18 protein-coding genes are annotated in these 22,695 nt (G+C 60.3%); 16 read left to right on the top strand and 2 right to left on the bottom strand.

Translation table 11 applies throughout. From position 1 onward, the window contains the following. From M3436_02915 to fusA, 8 genes are all read left to right on the top strand, one after another. Nucleotides 1–394: hypothetical protein (locus M3436_02915; GenBank protein ID MDQ3563121.1), on the top strand; the 394-nt coding region annotated here is incomplete at its 5' end. 91 nt (nucleotides 395–485) lie between these two features. Continuing rightward, nucleotides 486–1,109 carry a substrate-binding domain-containing protein gene (locus M3436_02910; GenBank protein ID MDQ3563120.1) on the top strand — a complete coding sequence of 208 codons (624 nt, stop codon included), beginning with the start codon at nucleotides 486–488 and terminating at the stop codon, nucleotides 1,107–1,109. A gap of 22 nt (nucleotides 1,110–1,131) precedes the next feature. After that, nucleotides 1,132–2,316: a hypothetical protein gene (locus M3436_02905; protein MDQ3563119.1), complete on the top strand. Its 1,185-nt coding sequence runs from the start codon at nucleotides 1,132–1,134 to the stop codon at nucleotides 2,314–2,316. A gap of 497 nt (nucleotides 2,317–2,813) precedes the next feature. After that, nucleotides 2,814–3,704 carry an alpha/beta hydrolase gene (locus M3436_02900; protein MDQ3563118.1) on the top strand — a complete coding sequence of 297 codons (891 nt, stop codon included), beginning with the start codon at nucleotides 2,814–2,816 and terminating at the stop codon, nucleotides 3,702–3,704. 80 nt (nucleotides 3,705–3,784) lie between these two features. Continuing rightward, nucleotides 3,785–4,486, top strand: a complete 702-nt coding sequence (gene zapE, locus M3436_02895; GenBank protein ID MDQ3563117.1) for a cell division protein ZapE — start codon at nucleotides 3,785–3,787, stop codon at nucleotides 4,484–4,486. After that, nucleotides 4,396–4,728, top strand: a complete 333-nt coding sequence (gene zapE, locus M3436_02890) for an AFG1/ZapE family ATPase (GenBank protein MDQ3563116.1) — start codon at nucleotides 4,396–4,398, stop codon at nucleotides 4,726–4,728. Before zapE (M3436_02895) ends, zapE (M3436_02890) begins: the two co-directional genes overlap by 91 nt. Before the next feature lie 210 nt (nucleotides 4,729–4,938). Next, on the top strand, nucleotides 4,939–5,145 hold the full coding sequence (locus M3436_02885) for a hypothetical protein (GenBank protein ID MDQ3563115.1): 207 nt from the start codon (nucleotides 4,939–4,941) through the stop codon (nucleotides 5,143–5,145). 172 nt (nucleotides 5,146–5,317) lie between these two features. After that, a complete protein-coding gene (gene fusA, locus M3436_02880; protein MDQ3563114.1) occupies nucleotides 5,318–7,369 on the top strand; it encodes an elongation factor G in 2,052 nt (683 codons plus the stop codon). 723 nt (nucleotides 7,370–8,092) lie between these two features. Here the strand turns inward: fusA and M3436_02875 are convergent. Further along, nucleotides 8,093–10,885, bottom strand: coding sequence for a TonB-dependent receptor (locus M3436_02875; protein ID MDQ3563113.1), 2,793 nt, complete (start codon nucleotides 10,883–10,885; stop codon nucleotides 8,093–8,095). A 259-nt stretch (nucleotides 10,886–11,144) separates the two neighbouring features. Continuing rightward, the gene (locus M3436_02870) at nucleotides 11,145–12,674 is read right to left on the bottom strand and encodes an AAA family ATPase (protein MDQ3563112.1); all 1,530 of its coding nucleotides are present in this window, start codon (nucleotides 12,672–12,674) and stop codon (nucleotides 11,145–11,147) included. A 674-nt stretch (nucleotides 12,675–13,348) separates the two neighbouring features. Between M3436_02870 and mtnA the strand changes: the two genes are divergently transcribed. The 8 genes from mtnA (at nucleotide 13,349) to cmk (ending at nucleotide 22,685) form a co-directional block, all read left to right on the top strand. Next, complete coding sequence (gene mtnA, locus M3436_02865; protein MDQ3563111.1) at nucleotides 13,349–14,440, top strand: S-methyl-5-thioribose-1-phosphate isomerase; 1,092 nt, start codon at nucleotides 13,349–13,351, stop codon at nucleotides 14,438–14,440. 167 nt (nucleotides 14,441–14,607) lie between these two features. Further along, nucleotides 14,608–17,166, top strand: coding sequence for a DNA gyrase subunit A (gene gyrA, locus M3436_02860; protein ID MDQ3563110.1), 2,559 nt, complete (start codon nucleotides 14,608–14,610; stop codon nucleotides 17,164–17,166). An 8-nt stretch (nucleotides 17,167–17,174) separates the two neighbouring features. Next, nucleotides 17,175–18,266: a prephenate dehydratase gene (gene pheA / locus M3436_02855; protein ID MDQ3563109.1), complete on the top strand. Its 1,092-nt coding sequence runs from the start codon at nucleotides 17,175–17,177 to the stop codon at nucleotides 18,264–18,266. 206 nt (nucleotides 18,267–18,472) lie between these two features. Next, entirely contained in the window at nucleotides 18,473–19,600 is a 1,128-nt protein-coding gene (hisC, locus tag M3436_02850; protein MDQ3563108.1) for a histidinol-phosphate transaminase, read from the top strand. Beyond that, a complete protein-coding gene (locus M3436_02845; GenBank protein ID MDQ3563107.1) occupies nucleotides 19,587–19,760 on the top strand; it encodes a hypothetical protein in 174 nt (57 codons plus the stop codon). Before hisC ends, M3436_02845 begins: the two co-directional genes overlap by 14 nt. 5 nt (nucleotides 19,761–19,765) lie before the next feature. Then, complete coding sequence (locus M3436_02840) at nucleotides 19,766–20,662, top strand: prephenate dehydrogenase/arogenate dehydrogenase family protein (protein ID MDQ3563106.1); 897 nt, start codon at nucleotides 19,766–19,768, stop codon at nucleotides 20,660–20,662. After that, on the top strand, nucleotides 20,659–21,981 hold the full coding sequence (gene aroA, locus M3436_02835) for a 3-phosphoshikimate 1-carboxyvinyltransferase (GenBank protein MDQ3563105.1): 1,323 nt from the start codon (nucleotides 20,659–20,661) through the stop codon (nucleotides 21,979–21,981). Before M3436_02840 ends, aroA begins: the two co-directional genes overlap by 4 nt. Further along, nucleotides 21,978–22,685, top strand: a complete 708-nt coding sequence (cmk, locus tag M3436_02830; protein ID MDQ3563104.1) for a (d)CMP kinase — start codon at nucleotides 21,978–21,980, stop codon at nucleotides 22,683–22,685. The genes aroA and cmk overlap by 4 nt, the downstream gene beginning before the upstream one ends. Nucleotides 22,686–22,695: the final 10 nt, after the last annotated feature.

Below are 22,695 nucleotides of genomic sequence, written 5' to 3'. Positions count from 1 at the left end.
GCGAGGGGAACAGCAATGGCCGGATGGCCTGGCAGAAGAGGGCCGCGACACCGGTCGCCGGAGCGACGAGCGCCGGGTCTTACCGCATCCGGTTCTGGGTCTCATCAAGGCGGCCATGATCATGAGCTGGGAACGGCAGGTCAGCTACTGGTACACGGCAATGGAGCCGCGACTGGATCGGCGCCTGCGTCAGTTTGGACTCGTGCTCCGGCCTGTGAGCCCGCCGGTCGAATATCACGGACCGGTCCGCGCCCACGGGGGCTTCCTTCCGGAAGTCTTTGCAAATATGCACCAGCAGCGTCCCGAGGTATGGTGTTTGCTCACTGAGAACGGTAAGATCTGGCCCGCGCCGCGCGATGATGCAGCCAGTGCAGCACAGCGCCAGGCGAGTTAAGCGAAAGACATTCAGGAGGGGGATTGCTCGGGCGTAGTAGCGCTGAAGGTGCTGCGCTCGCAACTCACATACCGCCCCGATGGCATTCTCAATGCCGTTGCCTGCCACTCGTCAGCGAGCCACGGTTGCTACACGTTTCGTGGTAGTGCTGCGCCACGGAGTTGTCCTTGTTAAGTGCGCCCGGCCGGCGCTCGCCGGGCCATCGACAGGGAGGGGTACCGGCTCGACGCTCGGGGCGTGGGCGCTTTGCCTGATCCTGCTGTGCGGGTGGCCAGCCCGAGCAAATTCGGAGGAGGTGGTCGTCGCCGTCAATCCGACGGCACCCGTGGGGGAGGCGATCGCCCGAAACACGCTATCCGCGATTTTCGGCATGCGGCTGCGTGCCTGGGAGGACGGTACGCCAATTCGCGTCTACGTGCTCCCGGACAATCATGCGGTGCATGTCAGGTTCTGCAAGCAGATCCTCGGGGTCTTTCCACACCAGTATCGGACAGCCTGGGACCGCCTCGTCTATTCGGGCACCGGACAGGCGCCTCTTGAGGTGGCGAGCGAGGAGGAAATGCGCGCCAGGGTGGCAGGCACCCGCGGCGAGGCGCCCGTCGTGGTGGACAGCGAGGAGGAAATGCGCGCAAAGGTGGCAGGCACGGACGGCGCGATCGGGTACCTATCGCGGAAGATGATTGATGAGAGCGTTACTTTCCTGCCGGTTCAGTAGAAGCGCGGGGGCGCCCCAGTCCGTGCCGTGGTGGCCGGCGCTAGTCCTCTGGCCCGGCCTGTGCAGCCCGGTGCTTGCCATCGAGCTTTTTGAGGGCTTTCAAGTGCACGGCTTTCTCAGCCAGGGCTATTTCCTGACCACTAACAATAACCTGTTCGGATCAAGCGAACGCGGCGGAAGCCTGGACTTCACCGAGATCGGGGTCAATGCTTCCTGGGTGCCCCGGCCCAACTTGCAGTTGGCGGTCCAATTCCTGTCGCGCCGCGCCGGCGAAGCGGCAAAGAGCGAGCCGGAGTTCGATTTCGGCTTGCTGGACTATACTGCGGTGGCGACCGAGGAGCGCCGACTCGGAGTCCGGCTTGGACGCGTCAGGCTACCCTTTGGCCTTTACAACGACACGCGCGATGTGGCCTTCACGCGCCCCAGTATCCTCCTACCCCAGTCGATCTATCTCGAGAGGACCCGCGAGCTGGCTGTCTCGGGAGATGGCACCATGTTGTACGGCGAAGAACGTAGCGCGTGGGGGAACCTGGGCCTCGAGGCGGGCGCTTTTTTAGCTCGCGTCGACGATGAAAATTCGGAATTGGCCCTCCTGGGGAGGGACTTTCCAGGCGATCTTGAGAGCCGCTGGTCGTTTATCGGGCGTCTGACGTACTCGACGCCCAGTGAAGCCCTAAGGCTCGCGGTGACCGGAGTTCGCTTGGAGGCGGATTACAATCCCAGGTTTACTTTTCCCGATGACCTAGGGCCTGGGAAAGACCTCTTCGAGCCGGTGATCTTCTCGGCGCAATACAATGCGGAGTCTTGGAGCTTGACCGGGGAGTATGCCAGACGGCCGATCAAGGACGAGGGATTCTTGGTGCCCGGTTTCGATCTGGACATCGTGGGCGAAAGTTATTACGTTCAGGGAATTTACCGCATAGACCCGTACTGGGAGATGGTGGTGCGTTACGATGTGCTGTACAACAACGTCGATGACCGCGACGGAACCGAGGCCAAGGCCATCTCCGGCATCCCCGCCCACAGCCAGTTCGCCAAGGATTGGGCCTTCGGCGTGCGCTACAACATCACCCCCGCCTTGATGGCGCGTGCGGAGTATCACAATGTGTACGGAACAGCCTGGCTGCATCGGAAGGATAATCCGGATCGCTTCGCGACCGATAAGAAGTGGGACTTCTTCGCACTGCTCGTGTCCTATCGGTTTTAGGGGGCCGCACGGTTCCTGAATGCCAACTAGCGGACCCTGGTCCTGATCATCCTAGTCCTCGCTACAGCCACCGTTCGGAACAGGATTCGGGTGCACACAAACTCGGGGGACACGCCAGAGCCGGAGCGATCACCGCCGGTCCTTAAAAAAGATTGGCGGTTTTGTACGGGGATGGCAGCTCTAATCCTGTCTCTGGTAATGCCGCTGTTCGTGGTGTTTGTTCCTCTGCTCGGGTTGTCTGTTGCGCAATCCGCCGTTATCGCCGGCTTATTGATCGTGGGCGGTCCTGAGGTGGCAGGCCTCATCGGCATCGCGCTTTTGGGCAGGAACGCGTTCCAGTACTTTAGTTACCGAGCGAAGAAAACCTGTCGGGCGACGGTGATAAAGTATTATCGCAGGGCCTGCGAAAGGGGCAGGCGGTGTACCTTCCTGGGGACCGTCCGGAAGAAAGGCCAGTGAGCTCGCCAAGAATCGGATACGAAGGGAGAGACGAAGAGATGAATAGCCACCAATACAATTCCATGGCCCGATGCAGCGCCATTTTTGCAACGCTGGTCGTGCTCGGTAGTAGCGTGTCTGCCGGCCAGTTTGTCCGGGTGAGCCCCGATTTAGAGCTTTACTACGAGGAAGCCGGATCGGGTCCCGCGATGATTTTTATCCCCGGTTGGACCCTAACGACTGAGTTTTTTTCTCGGCAGCATGCCCATTTCTCGAAACGCTACCGGACGATCAGCTACGATCCCCGAGGTCAGGGACGATCTTCCAAGACGCTGGAAAACAATCATTACACCCAGCACGGCGCGGATCTAAAGGCATTTATGGATGCGCTGAAACTCCGAGATGTCATTCTAATTGCGCATTCCTATGGTTGTTTCGATGCCTATGCCTACTTCAGAGCGTTCGGCACCGCGAATGCGCAAGCCTTCATTTGCATCGATGAATCCCCCAAGCCCACGGTGGTCAAGGAAGGCGACTGGGGCATTTACACGACATTCGAAGCCATGCGATCCTTTAATAACGATATAATCTATAACCGGCGCGAGATGATGCCAAAATTCGCCCAGTCGATGGTTACACGCAAGGTAACCGGAGAGGAAGCCGGCTGGTTCGTCGAGCAAGTCATGAAGACACCGAACTACATCGCAGTGGGGCTCGGGATTAGCGGCGATTTTGTCGATTACACCTACGAAGCGAAGGCAATAGACAGCCAGATCCCCGTGTTGCACGTCTTGAGCGAACAAGAAGGTTGGACCGTCGCGGGCAAGATGTGGATCAAGAAGAATATGCCCAGCTCGGATGTGATTTCGTTTGGTTTACACCTAATGTTCTGGGAGTTTCCGGATAGGTTCAACGCCGCCATCGATGCGTTTCTAGAGAAGATGAATTAGGCGATCCACATAGAAACCGGCGTCAAGCCTGACGAATCGCCCAAGTTGCAATCGGTCGTGCCTGTGGGATTATAGTCTTCATGACGCCACAGGAACGCTACCAAGAGGACCTACGTCGCGAGGATTTTTCACCCGATCTAGCCCAGCGTGTAGCCATACGCCAAGCGCAGCGCCTGTTTGACGGTCTGCTCGCATCCACGCCGAGTGCGAAAGGCTCTGCGCGGTCTCCGTGGGCGTTCCGGGGCGGTGGAGCCAGCGCCAAAATCACCCCGCTGAAGGGTATCTATTTTTGGGGTAGCGTCGGGCGAGGTAAGACCTATGTCATGGATACCTTGTTCGAGTGCCTCCCGTTTAGCGACAAGCTGCGTGCGCATTTTCACAGCTTTATGCTGGGGATCCACCGTGAGCTTAAGGGCCTCGATAATGTGCGTAACCCGCTCGATACCGTCGCGGAGCGCTTAGCAACGAGCACCCGCGTCCTGTGCCTTGACGAGCTTCACGTCGGTGATATCACGGATGCGATGCTGCTGGGAAATTTTTTTCGCGCCGCCTTCGATCGAGGCATTACTTTAGTGGCGACCTCGAATGAAGCGCCTGAGAGCCTTTACCGCAACGGGTTACAGCGTGAGCGTTTTCTTCCGGCTATCGCGCTGATCCACGCCCGATCCCGGCCGTGCGCCACGCGGACGGCGTGGTTTGGTTCGACTTCGATCAGATCTGCGGCGGACCGCGCGCTCCCTCCGATTACATCGAGATTGCGCTGTGCTATCAAACGGTCCTGATCGCTAATATCCCGTGTATGGACGACAAGGATAACGATAAGGCCAAGCATTTTATTACCTTGGTAGATACGTTTTACGACCGCAGCGTAAAGCTCATCGTGTCAGCCGATGCAACGCCCGTATCACTCTACCGGGGCGCCAAGGCGCGGGAGCAACTGCTTGACTGGAACGCGCAAACCGGCGCGTGGTTCGAGAAGTACGTCGGCGAAACCCAAAAACTAGCCGCAGCTAAGACGGCTTAAGATTGCCTACCCACGTTCGCGTAGCTGTCCACCCCACGGCTACGCGATTTATTTCTTGTTCCCGGGGAGCGCGTCCCGGTCATGTTTACATGTTTAAGATAATAATATACAATAGGTTAAAAGATGATATTGATCTTATATAGTTCATGTAATATACTAAGTTAAAGATTTAATAATTTGTAAAGAGAACAGTTAACAGCCGCTCATCCCATGAACGCATTAGAAAATCGTGCGAACGCTTCAAACGAAGTGGAGATCGCGTCGGTGCTGAGACACCACTATGGCGATGGTGATCTTTATTTGCCGGAGGGGACGCCGGGATCTGTCGTCCATAAGGCGATCGCCATGGGTTACTTGAGGGAGGACGGTTATCTCACCCGCAAGGGAAGGGATTTGCTCGCACAGCATGAATTTTGACGCCTACCGGGGAGGCCGGTAACCTCCCGGGAACGACGACACCACTGCCGCTTGCGTGTTCGTCACCAGCGCCTTGGGGCTGACCGAGTCAGCCCCATTTTTTTTCTTGCGCCTTTTGTATTGCCTCTTATACTCCAAAGTACGTGGCTAACAAGAAACTGCGAGGTAGTGCATGACAGGCTATACAACCCAGGATATCCGAAACATCGCGCTGGTGGGACACGCGGGAGCGGGCAAAACGACCCTGGTCGAGGCGATATTGGAACGCGTGGGCGCGATTAAGACCGCCGGAACCGTTGAGCGCGGCAACACCGTCTCCGATCACGACCCCCTGGAGAAGGCACATCAGCACTCGTTGAATAGCACGGTCCTCGGGTTCGATTATCAAGGCAAGCATCTCAATCTCATCGACACTCCGGGTTATCCGGACTTTATCGGGCGGGCGCTCTCGGTCCTTGCGGCGGTTGAAACCGCGGCTATCATCGTCAATGCCCAGACCGGGGTGCAGATGGTCACGCAACGCATGATGGCATGGACGCGCGCGAGGGAGCTTGATCGGCTCATCGTCATCAACCAAATCGATGCAGAAAACGTCGATCTCTTCGGTTGTTTGGAGCAGATCCGGCGCGTCTTCGGGGATGAATGTTTGCCCATTAATCTCCCCGCCGACAACGGCCGGTCAGTCGTCGATTGCTTTTTCGAGCCCGCCGGAGAAGCCACGGATTTCTCCTCGGTGGCAGAGGCGCATACTAGGCTCATCGACCAAGTCGTCGAGGTCGATGACGCGCTCATGGAACTTTATCTCGAACAAGGGCAATCGCTCGACCCGGAACAACTGCACGACCCGTTCGAGAAAGCCTTGCGCGAAGGGCATCTAATCCCGGTCTGTTTCGTTTCCGCGCGGACCGGGACCGGGCTTGCGGAGTTACTCAATATTCTCGTCAAGCTGATGCCCAATCCGCTGGAAGGCAATCCGCCCGCCTTTCTCAAAGGTGAAGGCGCGACCGCCGAACGCGCCGAGATCACACCTGATCCCGCCCGCCACGCATTGGCGCACGTCTTCAGGGTCGCCATCGACCCCTTCGTGGGCCGTTTGGGGATGTTTCGCATTCATCAGGGCACCATCACCAAGGACAGCCAGTTGTTTATCGGGGATGGCCGCAAACCATTTAAGGTCGGACACCTGTTTAAGCTCTTGGGGAAAGAGTCGAGCGAGATCCCGGCCGGGATCCCGGGTGACATATGCGCCGTCGCCAAGGTCGACGAAATCCACTTCGATGCGGTGTTACACGACTCCCACGAAGAGGACCACATCCACCTCAAGTCGATCAGCTTCCCGTTGCCGATGCACGGCCTCGCGATCGCGGCGAAAAGCCGCGGAGATGAACAAAGGCTCTCCGATACCCTGCATAAGCTGGAAGCGGAGGACCCGAGCGCACGCGTCGAGCACAACACCGCCCTCAACGAGACCGTGTTGCGCGGTCTCGGGGATCTGCACGTCCGGGTCTTGCTGGAAACCATGAAAGAGCGTTTCCACGTCGAGGTGGAAACCCGGCCACCCAAGATCGCTTACCGCGAAACGGTTACGGCGCCCTCCGAAGGGCACCACCGGCATAAGAAACAAACCGGCGGCGCGGGTCAATTCGGTGAAGTGTTCCTGCGGGTCCGCCCGCTCGATCGCGGTGAGGGCTATAAGTTCGTCGACGCGGTGGTGGGCGGGGTCATACCGCGGCAATTTATTCCCGCCGTCGAGAAGGGGATCCTCCAGGCGATCCAGGAAGGCGTCATCGCTGGCTACCAAATCCAAGACCTTGAGGTTACTTTGTATGATGGCAAGTACCATCCCGTCGATTCCAAGGAAGTCGCCTTCGTCGCGGCCGGCAAGAAGGCGTTCAGCGAAGCTTTCAAGAGCGCCAAGCCCGTGGTGCTCGAGCCCATCGTCGACATACGTATTACCCTACCGAGCGCGAATATGGGCGATATTACTGGTGATTTGTCCACCAAGCGGGGGCGGGTGAGCAATACCAGCGCTTTGCCCGGCGGGATGATCGAGATCGCGGGGCAGGCGCCTTTGAGCGAATTGGAACAGTACCAATCACAACTCAAATCCATGACCGGCGGTCACGGCAGCTATGCCATCGAGTTCAGTCATTACGATGCGGTCCCGGTGAGGACGCAACAGCAATTGATGGCGGCTTTCAAGCCGCAAGCGGCTGAAGATTAGGATCCCGGATGAGACAAAGTGAACCCGGGGACGCATGAGATCCATGCGTCCCCGGATTGCGAATCACTCCATCCGGCTACGATTTCTGGGCCTTCGCATTCTAGGTATTATGCACCTTCACTGGCACGGGCTGTCGCACCAGCTGTGTCCGCCCGAGTGCGGATCAGGGCATGAATATTTTCCAGCATACGTGCCCGAAATGTGACATGACTTTCGAGTACCGGAGGGGCTAAAACAGCGTCCGCAACCGCTCGCCAGTGCCTCCGGTGCGGTCGGCGCAGCCGGGTCTTGCTCGGCCGTTTGGACAGGAACCGATCCCTCGGGGGCGGAATAAACTTCGAAGGGCAATAGAGCGGCAAGCCCTAACACGACAAGGGGTAACCAAAACCGCTTATGTCCATTGTATAAAATAACTGGATCGCTCATGGCAGTGTTCTCCTATGATAGGTTGGATTTAGGGTATACCTTCATTTTTCGAGCACGGCCTTCATGGAGCACGACCGCCTCCGTGAAAGTCCGTTTGTGGTGGCCACTTAGCCAACGTACAAACGAAAACGCGAATGAGGGGCCCGCGTTCGTGCATCACCGCTAATGTATATAGAAAATTGGGGTCGTGCTGTGAAATATTCACAGTAGCATGTTAAGAGGCACCGCACTGAGGCTGTCGATCAACCTCTCAGGCGATCGGCGAATGACAATGAAGGGAGATTTTTAAGACGTATATCACCAAAGTGCAAGTGTGAGCCGGGCGAGGACAGTCACTTCAGGCGGAAACGGCAGGAACGACGGTACGCCCACCTCCGGTTGCGGCCGCCTATTTTGCAGCCCTTCGAACCGATAATCCTGGTCCAGCACGTTTTGGACTTGCACTTCGAAGATCCCCCAGCGCTTGGGCAAGCGGTACCCGAAGCCCAGGTCAAGAAAGGCGGCGCCATCGCTGTCGGAATCCGCTTCCAACGCGACTTCCTGGTTCAGATAACTCGCCTGCAGCTTGGCGAAAAAACCGGAGGGATCAAAGAAGGACACGCTAATGGGTAGAGTCTGCGTCTCGGTGTCACGCGGGCCAACCGGTTCGAGATTGTCGAAGTCTTCTTTAACGTATTCCAGCGTCGCGGCCCATCGCGGGTGCGGTGCCCAGTTCAAATACATTCGGTAGAGGGATTCTTCCGAATCGTCCGGATCAGGAGTACCCGATACCGGGACTTCGACCTCGCGTTTAGATATTTCCGCACCGCCGCTTAGGCTTGAGCTAAAGCGATGATCGATACCGGCACCGTAGCGGACCGCCTCGGTTCCATTAGGGTCATCGAAAAACTGATTGAATCCAGCCACCTGAGTAGGTTCCAAGGTCTGGTTTGCAATGAGAGAGCGTTTCAGTACTTTGAATGCTCCCGCTCTAAAAAGCGTCCGCGATGTGATGTTCCATAGGATCCCAAGTTTCGGATTTAGGGAACTAGAGCTTTCGAGTTCATCGTTATCAAACCAGTCGGCGCTCAAGCCGACGTGCCAAATAACAGACCGCGGGTACCGAATATGCGTGTAGATATAGGCGTTCCCGTGGTCGGTCACCAAGTCCTCGGGGCTTTCGGTTGGAATGCGGAGGTCTAGTCCGTAATACCCGCCTCCAAGCACCATATCGAAGATCGAGTGCTTCATGACGTATTGTGTCTCGGCGATGTAAGCTTGCGCGTCGCTACGCGTGGGAACCGGGCCCATCCGTCCAAGCTCAACGTCGGACTCTTGGTAAATGAACGACGCAATCAGATCGGAAGCCTCATTAGGTTGAAAGTGGATCCCGGCACGATAGCTGTCGGAATCTGCCTCTCGCCGAAAATCACGCGACCTTTGCATCTCGAAAGCGCTCGGCTCGAAGAAGGCGTCTAGATTGCCGTGCGCGACCTCGCGGCGGCGGATCTCGGCTTGCACGCTGATTTTCGGCGTGAGCCGCGCCTGCACGAAGGCGTTGTAGATATCGACGTCTATATCGTTATTCGTCCTGAAGCCGTCGGTCTCGTAATGAAATTGGCCGAGGCTATAGGAGAGGTTATTCCAGATCCCCGACTGCACGACCTCGTCGCCGTAGGTCTCCTGGCTTCCCACGAGACCCGAAGCGAGTAGACTAAAGCGGTTACGCTGAAAGAGCGAGTTGAATTCGTTGAGGGAAGGATCGGCTGGACCCAGGCCCCCGAGCAAGAATAGATCACTTTCAGCCAACTGCGGTTGCACCGGGGTAATGTTGATCGGTTGCAGCAACTGCGACTGCAGGAGTTCACTTACCCGCGCGATTTCATGCCGCGGTAGGGCTGAGTACGAGTCGGCTAGCAGCCGGTGGGCTGCATAGTCGGCCGGGTCTACGCTCAGGGACTTCCAGCCTTCCACTAAGCCGATTTGCTGAAATCCGAGGTCGCGATAAATTCTCCCCAGTGCGGCCCCACGCGCCGCTAAATCTTCATCCAGCAGCAAGCGCGAGCGATAGACCGCGCGGTTATCGTTGAGGTCGATGGAGTGCTGCAAATCGTGTAGCGCCTCGATCGGCCGATTCGTCGTCTGCTTGTGGATGGCTGAATAAAACCACGGTGTCGGATCCTTGGGATCGAGGAGCTTGGCTTGCTCGAACTCGGTTGAGGCCAATCCGCCGCGCTTCTGCTCGAAGTAAGCCTTACCGAGATAGCTGCGGATAAGCGAGTTATTGGGATCGAGGGAAGCAGCAGTCTCGATCTCTTGGGTGCCTTCATCGACATCGCCCTCACGGATCCTCGCCAGCGCGAGCCCGAGCCGGGGGAGGGGATCGGCGGGGTCGAGCATGAGGGCGCGCTCGAAGGCAGTCTTGGCGCGATCCACCTCGATGCGGGTGAGATAGGCGAAACCGAGCACACTCTGTGTGCGCGAGAGACCCGGATCGAGTTGCTCGGCCTTGCGCGTGGCTTCAAGGGCGGCGTCGAGATCTCCCAGCGAAAGCTCGATCTCAGCGAGCCGCGCCCAGACCAGCGCATCCTCGGGGGCGAGTCGGGAGGCTTCTTCGAGGCTCTTTCGGGCCGGCTCGATCTCAAAAGCCACATACGGGGTGGATGAACGAGGCTCGGCCGTGACCGCTTCCTGGGCGAAACGGAGTGCCTCCTCGGTCTCATTGCGTACCACCGCAATCACCGCGCGTAGAGCGAGCGCCGTACCCTCCTTCGGGTTGGCCTTGAGCGCCGCCGCAATATCCCGCTCGGCCTCCTCGACTCGCCCCACACTCAGGAATAACCCCGCCCGCAGCGTGAAGAAGCGCCCCATGCGGTCTTTGGGCGAAAGTGCCTCGAGCCGCGCGAAGGCCGCGGGCAGATCGTTTTGTCGATAGGCGGCAAGCGCCGCCCGTAACGGCTCGGGGTAGCGCTCGGGTCGGGTGTCGAGCAAAGGCGGATAGTAAAGCGCCCATTCGACCGCGCGGCGGGGCTTGACAACGATGCGACGCTCCGGGCCGCGGCCGCGCGCGGCAGCCGCGGCCTCCCCGTTCGCGATCAAGCGCTTTTTCACGGCTCAATGGCTGGTCCATGTGCTCACCTGTCAACGCTTCGCCGATACCCTCGCGGATACCTGCGCATGACTCGGTGCCACTGCGGCTTGCTAAACCTTCAGTGTGGCAGACACGCACTCCCCTACTCCTTGCCGGTCTCCCGGCGCACGGTTTCGCTACGCTCTACCCATCTAGGTGGGCTTCCACTCATGCGGAAGCAAGTCTCGTGACCATCATTAGAAATGCCGCTTCGTGCGATCCGCCCGGTGTCGGAGCATGTCAGGCTACGCCAAACGTGGAGAAGTGCTTGAACACCTCCCTGACCTCGGCGAACGGATCAGGCGCGGAATCAGCCGCGGCCTTCAGGTAAAGCCGCTTTAGACGAGGGGCGTCAAGCACCGTTTTCGAGGAGAACTGCTGCAAGATAGCTTTCCCCGGAATCCGCCGCTGCCATTCGTTGTCGTCACAGGCTACGAGGTCGGAGAGGCGTGCGAATTCAGCCCTTACCTCGTTTTCGACAAGCTTCCCGTCGAGCGCCACTGCAATCCGAGCAGATTCTGACGCTCGTCGACTCTCGAATAGTTGCGCAAGAGCAGTGGCATCTTGTCCATGGCAGGCCGACGGCATCAAGTCGACATTGCCAACTGATGCGCGAAGCCGGTGTGCCACATTGAGGGCGGCTGCATAGGAAAGGGAGGACTGCGCGAGCGATCGTATCTCGGCACGAATACGAGCTGGATCCCGCAACCATGAGCCTTCAGGTTCTTCAAGTTCTTCAAACACGCGAACCAACACTCGCTCGTCGAGGAAGTAGTTTTCGATGTGGTATCTCGGCAGCAGACGGAGGCGACCGCCCCCGTCTGCCCAGGAACTGAGACCCGTAGACGTGTCGCCGTCGCAAAGCATGAAGAAGTCGACGCCCCACACGGTCTTATTCAGGACGGTCTCAAACGCCTTCACAAACGATGCGATGCTCTCTTTTCCGCCCACGGGCACAAGGACGAGATCCGGATACTGCGAACCCACGATGCTACCGTATGTCTGCTTGTCCAGGCTCGATCTGGTTCCCTCGATTAGCACGATGCGTTTGCCGAGCGAGATGACGCCGACCGACTGCCCGATAAGGTGCAGAACCCTCGACGTTTCATCATCTTCGCGAAGTTGAACGGCCTGGTTCGGACGGGCCGCATTCGGGGGAGCAATGAAGACGACGGAGTGGTCGAGAGATGCCGTGATGATGTCGGGCGAATGAGTTGAGAATATGAATTGATTGCGCTCACCGACCTCTCGGAGAGTGCGGAGGAGGCGATACGACAACTCTGGATGTAGGTGCAGCTCAGGCTCATCGAATACGATAATGCAGTCTCGTGGATCGCGAAGTAGGAAATCGAATACGATCGTGACAACCTCTTTCTCCCCAGAACTGAGTGAGGTCAACGGAAGGACAGTATCTTCGGTCCGGTATCGAATAGTCTGCGATTGCTCGTCGAACGGCTCAAGGGTTTTGCCCGGTAGGAGTTTCGCGAAAGCCTCAGTGAATTTCTCAAGCGGGTCTCGAAAGTCCAAAGTCATTGCCTGCTTCCCAGAAGCTTGCAGTGCTATGGCTTTAACCGCTATGTCTTCCTTTTGGCTTCGGATTTTTCGGTGAAGAGAGTGAATCGTGTCCTGAAAACGACCCTTCATCGGCTGAAAAGAGAAATTCCATCCAACGTCTTCAAAGAAAGGGTCGCGGAAGTCCCACGAAAATCCGTACGGCTTAATCTGCTCGAGCTGCCGCGCGGAGTCGAAGTTGATGACGCCGCTCCGCAATTTCCCCCCGCTTTTGGTTGCGTTGAAGAAAAGCTCGAAGCTTGTCGGCCTCCGCCGGGACGGCCGTGCTAAGCGTCTTCTGGCCCCACGTTTCTTCTTCTTTGCGGTTTGTCGCCAGCACAACGGCGACAGGGCTCGGCATCGCGCCGGGGTTTTGGAAGGCGCCCAGCAGACTCGTTAGGAGGTTAGTCTTGCCTACGCCGTTTGGACCCGCGAGGACGACAATGTCAGACAACTCAGTGACCTCGAATTGGCTGAGCGGTGGAAACCCATGAATCTTGTACGATACGAGCTTCATACTCGGTAGCTATTGGGGAGATGCGGTTGGTTGGAGGGCGTAGCGGGTCAGGTTTCGATATATCATTATTCTGGCCTATGCTGACCTCATGGCCCGTCCGCTCCGGCTGGAACTTCCTGGTACTCCGTCCCGGCTGCCGAACCCCGTGCTAAGATAACATCAAAATCGATGTCCGGCTCGGTCCACCGCTCTTACTCTGGGGATCTGGTCCGGGGGGAAGGCGCGGAAGAAGGTCGAAGACTGTCGCATTGATCCGGTGGAAATCCCGTCTACTATTTCGACTCCCTATCTCGTGCGCACGGCGCACGGTACTCGCGCTACTCTTGCTATGCCATGGGGATGGTCGAGCGCGCTGTGCTAGGTGAAACCCCGCACCATGGCATCCGGAGCGAACGCGTTGCTGGGTAAGCCAGAAAACCATCACGACACCGTGCGCGCCATCGCGTGGCAGGACGGGCGTCTCGTGCTCTTGAATCAGCGGCTACTGCCGGCGGAATGCGAATACCTAAGTTTCGATACGCCCGAGGCGGTCGCCGGGGCCATCACGACCATGGTGGTGCGCGGGGCGCCCGCCATCGGGATCGCGGCCGCGTATGGTGTCGTGCTGGCGGCGCGCAAGGCCTACGCGAACGAGCGCGAGGGTTGGCGGCAGGCCATCGTTGCCGATTGTGAAAGCTTGCGGGCCGCGCGTCCCACCGCGGTGAATCTCGGGTGGGCAATCGAACGCATGCGCGCGGGGTTTTCGGAGGGTCCCGGAGATCCCGAACCCGCCTTAATCGCCGAGGCGCGGACGATCCATGACGAGGATATCGCCGCAAACCGGCGCATGGGCGCGATCGGCGCGGCGTTCCTCAAATCCGGCGAGCGCGTCTTGACCCACTGCAACGCGGGCTCCCTGGCGACCGGGGGATACGGCACGGCGCTAGGCGTGATCCGCTCGGCTTACGCCTGCGGGAAGATCGTGCAAGTCCATGCCGGTGAGACCCGCCCCTGGCTCCAAGGCGCGCGTTTGACTGCCTGGGAGCTGCTCCGCGATCGGATCCCGGTCGCCTTGCTGGTCGACGGCGCGGCGGCCTATCTCATGCAACGGGGCGGTATCGATTGGGTCATCGTCGGGGCGGACCGCATCGCCGCCAATGGCGATTTTGCCAATAAGATTGGGACCTATGGCCTCGCCTTGGCGGCCCGGGCGCACGGGGTTCGATTCATGGTCGCCGCCCCCACCTCGACACTTGATCCGGAGGCGCTCGATGGCCACGCGATTCCGATCGAGAACCGCCCGCCGGAGGAGATTGTGGCGTTTGCCGGGCAACGAATTGCCGCACCTGGCGTAGATATTTGGAATCCGGTCTTCGATGTGACACCCGCGGAGCTAATTGATGTGCTGGTGACCGAGAAGGGTGCCATCGAGCATCCCAATACCACCCACCTGAACGCCTTGCTAACGCGGGATCATCGGGTTGTTTGAGGCCGTGCTATCCACCACCGCTCCGTCATCCGTGTAATTACCGGGTTTGGGCGCGCAGCGCCAGGCGCCCGTCTGAAAATCACGTTAAAAATCCTCTACCTCGGTATCTCGTTGTGGTAGCATTTTGCGCCGGATGCTAATGCAGCCGGAGTCGTGAAAAACACCCGATGATCCAGTTTGCCAAAGAAGTCTCGCCTGTCAATATCGAAGACGAGATGCGCCAGTCCTACATGGATTACGCAATGAGCGTAATCGTGGGCCGGGCGCTGCCGGACGCGCGGGACGGCCTGAAACCCGTCCACCGGCGCGTCCTCCATGCGATGCGGGAGCTCGGCAACGACTGGAACAAGCCGAACAAGAAATCGGCGCGCGTGGTCGGTGATGTCATCGGTAAATACCATCCCCACGGGGATGTCGCCGTCTATGACACCATCGTGCGCATGGCACAACCCTTCTCCTTGCGCTACATGCTGATCGACGGGCAAGGCAACTTCGGTTCCGTGGACGGCGATTCGCCGGCCGCCATGCGTTACACCGAGGTGCGGATGTCCCGCATCGCCCACGAGCTGCTCGCCGATATCGACAAGGAGACCGTCGATTTCTCTCCCAACTACGACGGCTCCGAGACCGAGCCCACGATCCTTCCGACGCGCGTCCCGAACCTTTTGATCAACGGATCGAGCGGCATCGCCGTGGGCATGGCAACCAATATTCCGCCCCACAATCTCGGCGAGGTGGTCGGCGGCTGTTTGGCGCTCATCGATCGCCCCGATATCGACGTCAGCGGGCTGCTCGAAATCATCCCGGGGCCGGATTTTCCCACGGCGGCCATCATCAATGGGACCGAGGGGATCCAGGAAGCCTACGAGACCGGGCGCGGGAGGATCCACGTGCGCGCGCGCAGCGCGGTCGAGTCCGATGATGCGGGTGAGCGCATCGTCGTGACGGAGCTGCCCTATCAGGTCAACAAGGCGCGCTTGATGGAACGGATCGCGGAGCTGGTCAAGGACAAGAAACTCGAGGGGATCCGGGAGCTGCGGGACGAGTCCGACAAGGACGGGATGCGCATGGTGGTCGAGTTGCGCCGCGGCGAGATCGCCGAGGTCGTGCTCAACAACCTCTATCAGCAGACGCAGATGCAGGTGGTATTCGGCGTGAACATAGTTGCGCTGGTCCAGGGCCTGCCTCAGATCTTGTCGCTCAAGCAATTGATCGAGTGCTTCCTGCGCCACCGCCGGGAGGTGATCACCCGCCGTACCGTTTACGATCTGCGCAAGGCGCGGGAACGGGCGCATAATCTAGAAGGTTTGGCCGTGGCCTTGGCGAACATCGATCCGGTGATCGCCCTCATCAAGGCCTCGGCCAATCCCGCGGCAGCCAGGGCGGGGCTGATGGCGCGCGTGTGGGCGCCGGGGGCGGTGGTGCGGATGCTGGAGCGTTCGGGCGCCGAAGTGTCCCGTCCGGAGAGTCTTGCGCCCGAGTTCGGCCTGACGCCGAATGGCTACCGCTTGTCCGAAGCCCAGGCGCAGGCCATCTTGGATCTGCGGCTGCATCGGCTCACCGGTCTGGAGCAAGAAAAGATTGTGCAAGACTATCAAGCCGTCCTGGAAAACATCGCGAATCTCTTGGAGATCCTGGCGCGGCCGGAAAGGCTGACCGAAGTGATGCGCGAGGAGCTCATCGACATTCGCGATCAGTTCAGCGACAAACGCCGTACCGAGATCCGGCAACGGCACGTGGAGTTGAGCCTCGCGGATCTGATCAGCGTCGAGGATGTGGTAGTGACCTTGTCGCATGAGGGCTACGCCAAGGCGCAACCTATGGACGAGTACCGCCTGCAGCGGCGTGGCGGCAAGGGCAAGATGGCCACGGCGATGAAAGTGGAGGACTTTATCGAGAAACTGTTCGTGGCCAGCACCCACGATACGATCCTATGCTTTTCGAACCGCGGCCGGACATACTGGCTCAAGGTCTATGAGTTGCCTCAGGCCGGGCGCGCGGCGCGCGGCAAGCCGATGGTCAATCTCTTGCCGTTGGAGAACGAGGAGCGCATCACGGCCATCCTTCCCATCAAGTCCTTCGAGCAGGATGGATTCCTGGTCATGGCGACCAGCCGCGGCGTGGTCAAGAAATGTCCGTTAGCGGAGTTCTCGCGGCCGCGCGCGAGCGGTATTATCGCCATCGACTTGAGCGATGGCGATCGGCTGGTGGGCGTTGCTCTGACCGATGGCCGTCAGGAGCTGATGCTGTTCAGCACCTCGGGCAAGGCGGTCCGCTTCAGCGAAACGGAGGTGCGCGCGATGGGCCGGGGGGCGCGGGGCGTACGAGGTATTAGACTCAGGACCGGGCATGCAGTGATCTCGCTCATTATCCCCGGGGCGCAGAGCCAGATCCTCTGCGCGACCGAACGCGGCTACGGTAAGCGCACGCCGGTAGGCGACTATCCGGTGCACGGCCGCGGCGGCCAGGGCGTCATCGCCATCCAGACCACCGCCCGGAACGGAAAGCTCGTCGGGGCTATCGGGATCCGCGATGATGAGGAAATCATGCTGGTGAGCGATCGGGGAACCCTGGTCCGCACCGCCGCGAACGATATCTCGATTGTCGGCCGCAATACCCAGGGCGTCACGTTGATTAACCTCGCCGATGGCGAGCGCTTGGTCGGGATCGAGCGAATCGCGGATTATAACGATAGCGATAACGATAACGATAACGATAACGAATAGACCTCCGCGTGGACCTCCCTAACGACGACCGATTGCAGGGCTTGCGCACGCGCATCGACGAGGTGGATGCGGAGATACTGCACATGATCACGGCCCGGGCGCAGCTTGCCAAGGAAGTCGCGTCCGCGAAGGGTAACGATCATGAGCCCGATGCCTACTATCGCCCGGAACGCGAAGCCCAAGTCTTGAGAAAGATCATCTCGAAGAACAAAGGGCCTTTGCCGGACGAAGAGATGGCCCGCTTGTTCCGCGAGATCATGTCGGCCTGTCTGGCGCTGCAACAGCCCTTGAACGTGGCGTTTCTCGGGCCCGAGGGCACGTTCACCCATGCCTCGGTGCATAAACATTTCGGTAATTCCGTGCAGGCCTTGCCGATGGGTACGATCGACGAGGTGTTCCGCGAAGTCGAAGCGGGGGCTTGCCATTACGGGGTCGTGCCGGTCGAGAATTCGATCGAAGGCGTGGTCAACCACACCTTGGACATGTTCGTCAATTCACCGCTCAAGATCTGCGGCGAGGTCGAGCTGCGCATTCATCATCACCTGCTGGGGAAGAATGTCACGCCGCGAGAAATCACCCGCGTATTCGCCCACGAGCAGGCGTTGGCGCAGTGCCGCCGCTGGTTGAATAGCCACCTCGCGCACGCCGAAAGGGTGGCGTTTGCGAGCAATGCGGAGGCCGCGCGGCGCGCCGCCGGCGAGCCCGCGGCGGCCGCGATCGCCGGGGATGCGGCGGCTACGATCTACGGCTTGGAACATCTGGTAAGGAATATCGAAGATGAGGCCGACAACACGACGCGTTTTATCGTCATCGGCCACCAGTCGGTCCCGCCGAGCGGGGATGACAAGACCTCGCTCATTTTCTCGGCGCCGAATCGGCCCGGCGCTCTCTATCACCTGCTCGCCTCGTTCGCCGAATACGGGATCAGCATGATGCGCATCGAATCGCGTCCCTCGCGCCGCGGCATGTGGGAGTATTTTTTCTTTGTGGATATCGAAGGTCACCTGCGGGACGAGATGGTCGCACAAGCCTTGAAGGCGCTCAAGCAGCGCGCGGCCATGCTCAAGCTGCTTGGGTCCTATCCGCGGGCGGTACTCTGAGAGTTTGTGAAAAAATCTACTGCGCTCGGCATCTCGCGTTCCGGCGGTGCTCGGAATCCTCATGTATTGCAATACACTCCGGTTCCTGCGCTCCGGCGGAAAGCCAGGGCCAGGGAATGGCCCTGTTTGGCGCGCCGAGGATGCAGCGCGACCTGCCTTCGCTCGCTGACGATTTTTTCACAAACTCCGAGCAGGATTTGCTCTCCATGAAAAGCGATCGGCCTAGCCCCATCGATTTTTTCGCGCTGGCGGCGCCCGGCGTGCGCGCGCTCGATCCCTATCGACCCGGCAAGCCGCTCGCGGAGCTGGCGCGGGAGTATGGGATCACCGACGCGGTAAAGCTGGCCTCGAACGAAAACCCGCTCGGTCCGGGAGCACGCGCCCGCGCCGCGATCAGGGCTGGGTGCGCGGACATCGGCCGGTATCCGGACGGCGGCGGTTATGCTTTGAAGAAGGCATTGGCCGCACGCCTGGCGATAGGGCACGATCGGATCACCTTGGGAAACGGCTCCAACGACGTCCTGGAATTGGCGGCGCGCAGCTTCGTCACCTCTTCGCAACAGGTGATCTTCTCCCAACACGCCTTCGCGGTGTATGCGCTCGCCACCCAAGCCATCGGGGCCGAAGCGGTCGTGACGCCCGCCCGCGACTATGGGCACGATCTTGGAGCGATCAGAGCAGCGATCAATGCTCGCACCCGGCTCATTTTTATCGCCAATCCCAATAACCCCACAGGCACCTGGATCAACGAGCCGGGGCTGTTGGAATTTATCCAGTGCGTACCGCCGCGGGTAGTGATCGTTCTCGATGAAGCCTACTTTGAGTATGTGCAGGCGCCGGGTTATCCGAACGGCCTTCGGTGGATCGATCGATTTCCGAACCTGGTCGTGACGCGCACGTTTTCCAAGATTCACGGACTTGCCGGCTTACGCGTGGGCTACGCGGTCTCGCATCCCCAGGTGGCGGAGTTGATGAACCGGGTGCGGCAGCCTTTCAACGTCAACAGCGTTGCGCTCGCCGCGGCGGAGGCCGCGCTCGCCGACGAGGAGCATGTGGCTGCAAGCGTGGCGGTCAACACCGCCGGGCTCGCGCGACTGACTCGGGCGTGTGAAGCATTGGGGCTCGGCTATATCCCGTCGGCCGCGAATTTTCTCTGCATCGAACTCGGCCCCCGCGCACGCGACATCTATGAGGCTTTACTCAGGCGGGGTGTGATCGTGCGGCCGATCGGCAATTATGGCTTGCCAAACCATCTCCGGGTCACGGTTGGAACGGAGCCGGAAAATACGCGTTTCATCGACGCGCTGAGGAAGGTGCTGAATGAACGATCCTAAGGAAGCTCTGGAAAAGTTGCTGCGCAGCCCATCTGCTTTGTCGCGTGCTCGCTCGTCGCTTGCCTATCTACCTGATATGTCTCGCGACTCGCTCCGCGGCTTCGCGCATCTGGGCTTGCTCGCGACACTTTTGCAGAGCTTCCCTAAGGAGGCTCGGTAGCCATCGTGCCGCCCTCACGGGTCGCCATTATCGGCGTGGGTCTCATTGGCGGATCGCTCGCCCGCGCCTTGAAGCGCGCCGGAGAGCGCGTGACGGGATACGACACGGACCCAATGGCCCTGCGGCGCGCCAGCGAGATCGGTGTCATCGATGAGCCGTGCGCCGATCTCTCGCGGGCGGTCGAGGGCGCCGAGATCGTAGTGATCGCCGTGCCGCTCGGGGCCGTCGCGGAGATCTTTCAGGGTCTCGCAGGACACTTGGACGGGCATGCGGTGATCACCGATGTCGGTAGCGTGAAAGGTTCCGTGGTTCATGCCGCCCGCCGGTATCTCGAGCATCACCTACCGCGTTTCGTGCCGGGGCACCCCATCGCGGGCACCGAGCATGGCGGCGTGGAGAGTTCTTGTGCCGGGCTCTTTCATGGACAGCGGGTAATTTTGACCCCCCTCGCGGAGACCGACCCGCGCGCGCTGGAGCGCGTGCGCTTGCTGTGGCGACAAACCGGGGCTGTGGTCGAGGACATGGAGGTCGACCGGCACGATCAAGTCTTCGCCGCCATCAGCCATCTGCCGCATGTGCTCGCCTATGCGTTGGTGCGCGCCGCCGCGCGCGTTAGCGGCCGGTCCGCGCTCGTGCGCTATGCGGCGGGAGGATTCGCGGACATCACCCGAATAGCTTCGAGCAACCCCGTCATGTGGCGCGATATCTTTTTCGCCAATCGCGCGCGGCTCATCGATATGATCGAACGTTTTCGCGAGGATCTCGCGATGCTCCGCGACGCTATCGAGGCCGAGGACGGTCCCGCGGTCGTTGCGTTCTTGGACGAGGCCAAGAACACCCGGGATGCCTTGGCCGCCGAGCAGCGGATCGGGCCGGATCTCGCGGGTGAAAAAAAGCGGTGACTCTCGGCCCGCACCTGCTTAGCGTTGAACCGGGCGGGAAGCTCGCTGGCCGCTTGCGCGTGCCCGGTGACAAGTCCATCTCTCACCGCGCGCTCATGCTCGGGGCGATCGCCGAGGGTGTCACCGAAATCCGGGGATTCCTGGAGGGTGACGATACGCTCGCGACGCTACAGGCCTTCGCGTCGATGGGCGTGCGCATCGAGCGGCTCGGAGCGGGCGGGGTAAGGATCCACGGGGTGGGCTTGCACGGGTTGCGGCCGGCGCCCGGGCCGATCGATCTCGGCAACTCAGGTACCTCGATGCGGTTAATGACGGGGCTCCTCGCGGGCCAGTCCTTCGACACGGAATTGACCGGCGATGAGTCGCTGTCGAAGCGGCCCATGATGCGCCTCATCGAGCCCTTGCGCCGCATGGGGGCGCGCATCGAGTGCAGTGCCGCGGGCACGCCGCCGGTAACAGTCTTCGGCGGGGCGCGAGTTCGCGGCATCGATTACGACATGCCGGTGGCGAGCGCCCAGGTCAAATCCGGTATTTTGCTCGCCGGTCTGTACGCGCGGGGGCGAACGTGCGTGAGGGAACCCCTCGCAAGCCGCGACCACAGCGAGCGCATGTTGGGCCGTTTCGGCTGTCCGGTACAACGCCACGACGGCGCGGTTTGCATGCGCGGCGAAGCGCGCCTCGCGGGCGTTGATGTCACTGTGCCGGCGGATCTGTCTTCGGCGGCGTTTTTCATCGTCGGCGCGACGATTGCCCGCGGGTCGGATCTCGTGCTCGAGGAGGTGGGCGTCAATCCGACGCGCATTGGCATGATCGAGATCCTGCGGCGCATGGGGGCGGACATCGAGCTTCAAAACAAGCGCGAGGAGGGCGGTGAGCCCGTTGCCGATCTCTACGTACGCGCAAGCGATCTGCGCGGGATCCGTATTCCGGGCGATCTGGTACCGGCGGCCATCGACGAATTTCCCGTCCTTTTCATCGCCGCGGCCTGCGCCCGGGGCGAAACCCTCTTGGAAGGCGCCGAAGAACTTCGCTACAAGGAGAGCGATCGGATAAGAAGCATGGCGCAGGGCCTCAAGGCGCTGGGCATCGAGGCGCGGCCCACCCCTGACGGGATGCGCATCCGCGGTGCCGCGATCCAAGGGGGCCGCGTGGAAAGCGGCGGTGACCATCGCGTCGCGATGGCGTTTGCGATCGCGGGATTGCGGGCCGAGGGGCGTATTGTCATCGCCGGCTGCGCGATGATCACTACGTCTTTCCCAAACTTCCTCACGCTGGCGCGGGAAGCGGGTCTCCGAATCACCGCAGGCGGCGGACCGTGAGCAGCGAATCGATTCCCGTCATCGCCATCGACGGTCCGAGCGGCACGGGCAAGGGCAGCCTCGGGGTGCGCCTCGCGCGGACGCTAGGATGGCATTTTCTCGATAGCGGGGCCTTGTACCGGGTCTTGGGGTGGCTTGCGATGAGGGAGGCTGTCGTGTTCGATGATATGGCGCGGCTGGCTCATCTTGCGGCGCGGCTTGCGGTGGAATTTCGAGACGCTGCGCCGGGATCGGAGGAGGTGCGCGTGATCTGCCGGGGAGAGGATGTGACTCGGAGCATCCGTTCGGAAGCCTGCGCGCACGCCGCCTCTCAGATCGCGGCGCTGCCCCCGGTCCGCGCGGCTTTTCTTGTGCAGCAGCGCTCCTTCCGGCAGCCTCCGGGCTTGGTGGCCGACGGCCGCGACATGGGAACGGTGGTTTTCGCCGACGCGGCGCTTAAGATCTATCTCTCGGCCAGCCCGGAGGAGCGCGCCGAAAGGCGCTATAAGCAGTTGAAAGATCAGGGAGTCAATGTTAATCTCCGCAATCTTTTAGAGGGTATCCTGGAACGCGATGCCCGTGATAGTGAGCGCGGCGCCTCGCCTTTACGGGCCGCGCCCGATGCCGTGATCATCGACACCACGCGCCTTGATCTCGGAGCGGTGCTTGAGCGTGTTATATACTTACTCGATGGGCGCGATCGGCGCGCGGGTAAAAATCAATAGTCGTTTGAGG

Source organism: Pseudomonadota bacterium, from assembly GCA_030859565.1.
Classification (GTDB): Bacteria; Pseudomonadota; Gammaproteobacteria; order JACCXJ01; family JACCXJ01; genus USCg-Taylor.
Note: the sequence above shows the minus strand (reverse complement) of the source record. Positions and strands in the feature narration are given on the sequence as shown.